Origin of the sequence: Paenibacillus allorhizosphaerae, from assembly GCF_042659105.1 — a bacterium.
Lineage (GTDB): Bacteria > Bacillota > Bacilli > Paenibacillales > NBRC-103111 > Paenibacillus_G > Paenibacillus_G allorhizosphaerae.
In genome coordinates this window covers 1-5,449 of record NZ_JBHSRV010000047.1, presented here as the reverse complement: position 1 = coordinate 5,449, position 5,449 = coordinate 1, and the positions used below count along the sequence as shown (strand labels likewise).

The 5,449-nt window shown below is 38.4% G+C and carries 5 protein-coding genes and 3 pseudogenes; 7 read left to right on the top strand and 1 reads right to left on the bottom strand.

Annotated features, from left to right (window positions below):
- The first annotated feature begins 257 nt into the window (after positions 1-257).
- From ACFQI7_RS37530 to ACFQI7_RS37500, 7 genes and pseudogenes are all read left to right on the top strand, one after another.
- Positions 258-824, top strand: a complete 567-nt coding sequence (locus ACFQI7_RS37530) for a histidine phosphatase family protein (RefSeq protein WP_218103518.1) — start codon at positions 258-260, stop codon at positions 822-824.
- 219 nt (positions 825-1,043) lie between these two features.
- Positions 1,044-1,793 (top strand): annotated as a pseudogene (locus ACFQI7_RS37525) (stalk domain-containing protein); the annotation flags it as partial.
- A 75-nt stretch (positions 1,794-1,868) separates the two neighbouring features.
- Positions 1,869-1,967: pseudogene (locus ACFQI7_RS37520) on the top strand (excalibur calcium-binding domain-containing protein); the annotation flags it as partial.
- A gap of 342 nt (positions 1,968-2,309) precedes the next feature.
- Positions 2,310-3,065, top strand: a complete 756-nt coding sequence (locus ACFQI7_RS37515; protein WP_218103520.1) for a copper amine oxidase N-terminal domain-containing protein — start codon at positions 2,310-2,312, stop codon at positions 3,063-3,065.
- A gap of 15 nt (positions 3,066-3,080) precedes the next feature.
- A complete protein-coding gene (locus ACFQI7_RS37510) occupies positions 3,081-3,818 on the top strand; it encodes a thermonuclease family protein (RefSeq protein ID WP_218103522.1) in 738 nt (245 codons plus the stop codon).
- A 197-nt stretch (positions 3,819-4,015) separates the two neighbouring features.
- Entirely contained in the window at positions 4,016-4,180 is a 165-nt protein-coding gene (locus tag ACFQI7_RS37505; RefSeq protein WP_218103523.1) for a hypothetical protein, read from the top strand.
- A gap of 203 nt (positions 4,181-4,383) precedes the next feature.
- Complete coding sequence (locus ACFQI7_RS37500) at positions 4,384-4,995, top strand: class I SAM-dependent methyltransferase (protein ID WP_218103524.1); 612 nt, start codon at positions 4,384-4,386, stop codon at positions 4,993-4,995.
- 257 nt (positions 4,996-5,252) lie between these two features.
- Here ACFQI7_RS37500 and ACFQI7_RS37495 read toward each other — a convergent pair.
- Positions 5,253-5,449: pseudogene (locus tag ACFQI7_RS37495) on the bottom strand (IS110 family transposase); the annotation flags it as partial.

Below are 5,449 nucleotides of genomic sequence, written 5' to 3'. Positions count from 1 at the left end.
GAATGAATTTGGCTTGCAAATAAAGCTTCATTTTCTAAGTCCCATTACACAGAAGAGGGTTAACGATCTACTTAGCAAAATGTCCAGTTATAAACCGAAAGCCGTCATAATTCGGAAGCCGCGTTAAGCTAACGGGCAGGATAGTTCAATTGTTTCTCGAATATTTTTCTGAGTTGGATAATTTTATAAACTTTGTGAATATAACGTTATGTGAAATCACAGTGTGATATTTAATGAAAGCATCAAAGGAGCCCTGTATGAAGACAATTATCTATATGGTTAGGCATGGAGAATCACCATACAATGAAGGAAATGAAAGAACAAGAGGGCTTACCCCAAAAGGAAAGATCGATATTGAAAAAGTAACGAAGTTACTTGTAGGTGAAGGAATAGACATAATTATATCAAGTCCTTATACTCGAGCAATTCTTAGTGTTGAGGGATTGGCCGAGCACTTAAAGTTAGATATAAAAGTATTTGAAGATCTTAGAGAACGTCATTTTGCATCTAATATTATTGAAAATGTAGAGTTAATGTCTAGTATCAGAGAGAGTTTTAATGACCCTAATTATACCTTGCCGGGTGGAGAGTCTAATGCTGATTGTCAGAAAAGAGCAATCTCAGTTCTAAAACCCATATTAAAAGAGCACAGAGGGAAGAAAATAGCAATCGGGACTCATGGTCTTGTAATGACTTTGATGATGAATCATTTTGATCCAGCTTTTGGCTTGGAGTTTTTGAATCAATTAAAGAAACCAGATATCTATAAAATGCAATTCGAGGACTTAAAATTAGAAGAAGTAACAAGAATGTGGAATGAATAGATTTTATAAGGTTTATCGAAGAGGTCTGTGACATCACATAACATCATATTAAAGCATTGGGGCTATACCCCCTCGGTCTGCCCGAGGGATCTCGGAATTAAACTAACGCGAGACGATAGTTGGGAGCTTGCCGCGTGTCACCTGGGAGGCCAGCTCCTTGCGAATTTTCGCTGTGATCGTAATTCTAGTCAATAAAATACATTTGGGAGAGTTTGAGGTATGAGAAAGAAGATCGTGCTGCTTCTAACGTTGTTTTCGCTATTTTTCTCCATGATTAGCGTATCAAATGCAGAGCAACCAGAAATTTCGGTACTGCTTGATGGAAAGAAGCTTTCCTTTGAAGTACCGCCGGCGAATATCGATGGAAGCGTGCTGGTTCCATTAAGAAAAATATTTGAGTCACTCGGAGCAACCATAGAATGGAACGGGGATTCAAAAACGGTTACCGCGGTTAAAGGGGATACCACTATTATTTTAACTGTAGGAGCCAAAGAAGCCTATAAGAATCAAATACCTATTACTCTTAGTGTTCCTGGTCAAATCGTTGAAGGGAATACTCTAGTCCCTCTTCGCTTCGTTAGCGAAGCTCTTGGCGCTATTGTCGGCTGGAATGGAGAGACGAGTACGGTTACGTTGTTTACAAAAGAATATGATGTTATCCTTACATTCCCGGTATATAAATACCCCGGAACCGCAGCTCACATTAAGGCGGCAATAGAAAAAGGTGAATCAGCTGTTTGTACCATAGATCGCAAAGGGGCTGATGAAAATCGTCAAGAATCACTAAAAGGAATACCTACTAAAGACGGATACGATCGTGACGAGTGGCCGATGGCAATGTGCGCTGAAGGTGGGACGGGCGCGGACGTTGAGTATGTCCCTTCTTCCGATAACCGTGGGTCTGGGTCATATATTGGCAATCAGTTAGAGGCATACACTGACGGGACTCGGGTTCTATTCGTCCTTGAAGGCGGTGGAGCAGCTACTCCAGTAGCACCTGCCACGGAAACAGGACCTAAACCTCGAGTTCAGTTCAACAGTTGCGCAGAAGTAAAAGCAGCCGGTAAAGCGCCTATTCGTAAAGATGACCCCGGATACAGCACGAAACTTGACCGGGACGGCGATGGTGTTGCTTGTGAGTAGAATGCTGGGCAGAGGTAGAATCAGCAAATTGAATCTACTAACACCTACAGGATTGTTAATGGATATGATTACACCATCACAGGCTGCAGTGTTGGACGGCAGTTTTGTGGAGGAGAGATAAATGCTATTATTGCTTATTTCAATTTATTTTGGAGTGATATTTTTTGTCTTATATCGACTTATACAAAGTATCAAAGCTCCCATACGAGTGTTTGAAACCTTTTATCTATTAGTCTCTAGTGGTATCCTGGCATTCTTAATGGGTTTATAAAGGTTTGAGTAATGTATTATCAGAGAAGTAATAATTTAAAAGAATAATTGTGGAAGTTGAGGAAAAAGAGTATGTTAAGAACGATTCTTTTATTTGGATTCATTCTAATGTTTTCATTATCGAATTTCGTAAGCGCACATCCGGGAAGAACAGATTCTAACGGGGGGCATAACTGTTCAGCACAATCAAAAGCAAAGGGATTATGTACAGGGTATCATTATCATGGGGGGGGTAGCAGTAGCAGCGCAGGGTCTTCCTCAAATGATACTGATAGCTATGAAGATACGACTCCATTAGCACCAGTTGAGAAATCTACATTTATTGAAAATGAAAAAGAACCAGCTTCATACTGCACACATGTAACCGATGAATTTCAACGAAGTACAGAATACACCGACTATTACAAACGAATTTGGAATTGTACTCTTTACTCAGATGGCGGGGTTAAGTATGAACAATCTAAAATAAAGATAGTTCTTAATGATAATCCCATTTATTTTGAACAACTACCTGTGACAGTTGATGGCTCAACAATGGTTCCTTTTCGGAAAATCGCTGAAGCCCTTGGAGCAACGGTTACTTGGAACGGGGAACTACAAACAATCACGGTTGTTCGGTCAAATAAAAAAATTAATTTAACGTTAAATGATAAAAAAGTAACTGTAAATAATAGCGAAATAATCGCTGATGTTGCACCGCTGACTATTAATGGATTAACATTCGTTCCATTGAGACTTCTTTCGGAATCGCTTGGTGCAGAAGTAACCTATATAAGTGAAACCAATACCGCTAAAATCACCGCACCCGTTATAGCAAAAGTAATATGAGTAATAGAAGGTGACTTGCTTCAAATTCAATTCGGAGAGAAAGAAGATACTCTAAGACTTAGTGGCATTGATGCTCCAAATTTTGAGCAGCAAGGTAATGAAAAACAACCATTTTCAGTCGAAGCATTCGAATACACGAAACAAAGACTTGAAGGCAAAGAAGTTACTCTTGAGTTTGATGAATATGAAAGGGATACTAAGACAAATACACTTGTAGCGTTTGTTTGGTTTGAAAATGAAATGTTCAACAAAACTATGCTTTCTGAAGGTTATGCAAAGACCTCTACTACAAGCGGTACTTCAACCGCTCCTTTAAGCTTAAAATATCGTAGTGAATTTTTGAAGTTAGAGAAGCAAGCAAAAGAAGGTAAAAAGGGCTTGTGGCAAGATTTTGTCCAGCTTCAATATGAAGGTGAAAAGTCGAATAGAGCTACTGTAATGTCTGGACTCAAAGAAAAGCTAATTACTCAAAAAGAACAATCTACATTAGGCTCAGATGAGGTAATCGTAATATTAGACATTGCTAACGACAAAGACTTGCTCAGATATAAGGCCTTGTCCGACACTACGAAGAAATCAATGATATTTGACCATTTGAAAAACAATATTAGAGGCGATATAAATTTTGCTAAAACACGTTTCGTGAAAATTACATATAAAAATGTTGTTTATGCGGAAGCCACTCTCTTTAAAGATAAGGACACGGCTAATTCTTTTGAGGTTCAATTCTATCCCAACGGCAATTTTGATTAGATTATGAAATAATACCTGTGCAAATTTGGCGACTCAAAAGAGTCGCTTTTTTTTGTACATATTTCCTCGCAATTTACTACTGCTGTCGGACGACAAGAACCTGACCCTTTTGCCGAAGTAAAATGGGGGCAATCAACTAAAGGGCAGGTTTGTGGAATAATATGTATGATATAATGGGGCATCTGGAGGTGTATTTCATGCAAAAGGCAATCGTAGTTCATTATTTTAACGATAAAAAGAATAACTTAAGTGAATTAAATCAACTTTTGCAAGAAGGATGGAAGGTTGTATCTCAGAGTGCAATGTCAGGTGGTGAGGGAGGAGCAACAGTTTATTCACTTGTTATTTTAGAGAAAAATTAGGAAACTATGCTTACGAGTTTCATTGAAGAAACGAGTACGATAGCGCGGCGATGGAACCGATCCATCGCTTATTGTCGTTGCAGATACTTTGTTCACCTAACTGGCAGATTAGTTGAAATGTGATATGCAGAATCGTATCCTAAATAAGGACAAGTTTTTTTAGTGTTCAGGCTTGTTTATTAAAGCTGATTGGAGAGATAATAATGGGAAATACTGATAAGTTTGAAATGATAGCTAATATATATGACACTCCTGAAAGAATCCAAATGGCAAAGGTATCATCCGATGCCATCCGTAATTATTTAGTTGACGCTAAAAGTAAGAATGCTATTGATTTTGGGTGTGGAACTGGTCTTGTCGGAATGAGCTTGTTAAACGAGTTTAATTCTATACTTTTTCTGGATACATCACAAAACATGATTAATCAAATAAAGCAAAAAATAACTGTTTTTAATATTCAGAATGTAGATACATTATGCTTTGACTTTGAAAAGGAAAGTCTATCCGATTTACATGCCGACTATATTTTTATGGCTCAGGTTCTTCTCCATATTCATGATGTTGAATTAGTTTTATCAAGATTATTTGATGTTCTTAATGAAGGAGGACATCTACTAATCGTAGATTTTAATAAAAATGAAAAAATAGTTTCAGATATTGTTCATAACGGATTTAATCCAGGAGAGCTAACCGACATTATGACTAAAATAGGGTATAGGGATATTCAATTCAAAACTTTTTATACTGGAAGTAAAATATTCATGGGACACGATGCGTCTATGTTTATTCTTGAATCAAAAAAGGGCCACCGGTAAAGGATGGCATTAAACTTGCAGTTACAAACATCGCGAAGAACCGTACCGCAAGTAAAGGAGTTTGTTGTTGAACTAAAGGATAACGATAGCTTCATAAAAACGTACGAATGCGGCTGCCGGCATCTATCGGTGGCCGCGTTACGCTACCCCGAAAATTTCTCATAGCATTAGATAAAAAAATGGCAATACGAAACTAAGCCCAGCTTTTGTGTTTTTTTAAAAACTGTGCTTTCTGGTCTTTATGTGAAAGGAGGAGGTTACGACGCGGTTGAGTTGGTGAGAGCTACTTGAAAACCAAGATTCTCGAGCCTTCGAACCGCTTGCTTTATTATGGTTTCTTTTTGTCGCTCTTCAAAGTAGTGGCTCCCTAAATCTTTGTAATCCTCGCCGCGCGTAAGGAGATGGTAAACAATGGTCATGATGGAGTGGGCGACCGCCACGGCCGCTCGGTGTC

Coding starts and splice junctions, on each gene's coding strand:
- ACFQI7_RS37530 (WP_218103518.1), top strand. CDS start 258: ATGAAGACAATTATCTATATGGTTAGGCATGGAGAATCACCATACAAT.
- ACFQI7_RS37515 (WP_218103520.1), top strand. CDS start 2,310: ATGTTAAGAACGATTCTTTTATTTGGATTCATTCTAATGTTTTCATTA.
- ACFQI7_RS37505 (WP_218103523.1), top strand. CDS start 4,016: ATGCAAAAGGCAATCGTAGTTCATTATTTTAACGATAAAAAGAATAAC.
- ACFQI7_RS37500 (WP_218103524.1), top strand. CDS start 4,384: ATGGGAAATACTGATAAGTTTGAAATGATAGCTAATATATATGACACT.